Annotated in this window: 2 protein-coding genes; both read right to left on the bottom strand. The window is 73.2% G+C overall.

From position 1 onward, the window contains the following. Window positions 1-175: 175 nt before the first annotated feature. The gene (arfB, locus tag G3N92_RS34575; protein WP_206131945.1) at window positions 176-577 is read right to left on the bottom strand and encodes an alternative ribosome rescue aminoacyl-tRNA hydrolase ArfB; all 402 of its coding nucleotides are present in this window, start codon (window positions 575-577) and stop codon (window positions 176-178) included. After that, window positions 574-906, bottom strand: a 333-nt coding sequence (locus tag G3N92_RS34570; RefSeq protein WP_241015218.1) for an ATP-binding domain-containing protein, incomplete at its 5' end; no start/stop codon positions are given. The genes arfB and G3N92_RS34570, both read right to left, overlap by 4 nt.

Raw genomic sequence — 906 nt, 5'->3', positions numbered from 1 at the left:
CGGTGCCCGCGCCGCCGAACGGCCCGGGGCGCGTGGTGGTGTGCGCCGACTTCGTGCCCGACCACGGCGGCCCGCACGACACCGTCTCCGCCCTCAGCTCCGGCCAGCCCCACTGACCCCGTCAGCCCGGCGGCAGCAGCGGATCGCATCGCCGCGACGCAGCCGCCTGCCCGCCTCAATCGCTGACCTTCCCCCTGCCCGCCTTCACCGCGCCGCGCCGGTTCTTGGCGTCGAGCCGCCGCTCCTTCGAGGCGCGCGTCGGCCGCGTGGCGATGCGTGCGCGGCGCACCACGGCCACGTCGGCGATCAGCGCATCGAGCCGCGCCAGCGCCGCCGCGCGGTTCTGCTCCTGCGTGCGGTATTCCTGGGATTTCAGCACCACCACGCCGTCGCGCGTGATGCGCTGATCGGACAGCGCGAGCAGGCGCTCCTTCAGGATGTCGGGCAGCGACGAGGCGCGGATGTCGAAGCGCAGATGGATCGCGCTCGACACCTTGTTGACGTTCTGCCCGCCCGCACCCTGGGCGCGCACGGCCGACAGTTCGATCTCGGCCGGTTCGAGCGTGTAGCGGATCATCGCAACGCCTCCGCATCGAGGCGCGCGGCCGCGTCGGCCATGCGCGCGGCCAGGCCCGTGTCGCGCTGGGTGCGCGTGGCGATCGCCTGCGCCAGCACGGCGCGCGGCCCGATCACCTGCACCCGCTGGCGCGCCCGAGTGATCGCCGTATAGACGAGCTCGCGCGACAGCACGCGCCCGAACGCGGCCGGCAGCACCAGCGCCGCCCCGTCGAATTCCGAGCCCTGCGACTTGTGGACCGTCAGCGCGAACGCCGTATCGTGCGGAGATCGGAAGAGCGTCGGGTATGGAAAGAGGGTGGGTGTGGGGGTAGAGCTCGGTGTGCGCCG

This window comes from Burkholderia sp. Ac-20379 (genome assembly GCF_017104645.1).
In the GTDB taxonomy this organism is placed as follows: domain Bacteria; phylum Pseudomonadota; class Gammaproteobacteria; order Burkholderiales; family Burkholderiaceae; genus Burkholderia.
The sequence above is the reverse complement of the archived record's forward strand: the minus strand, read 5'-3'. Positions and strand labels throughout refer to the sequence as shown.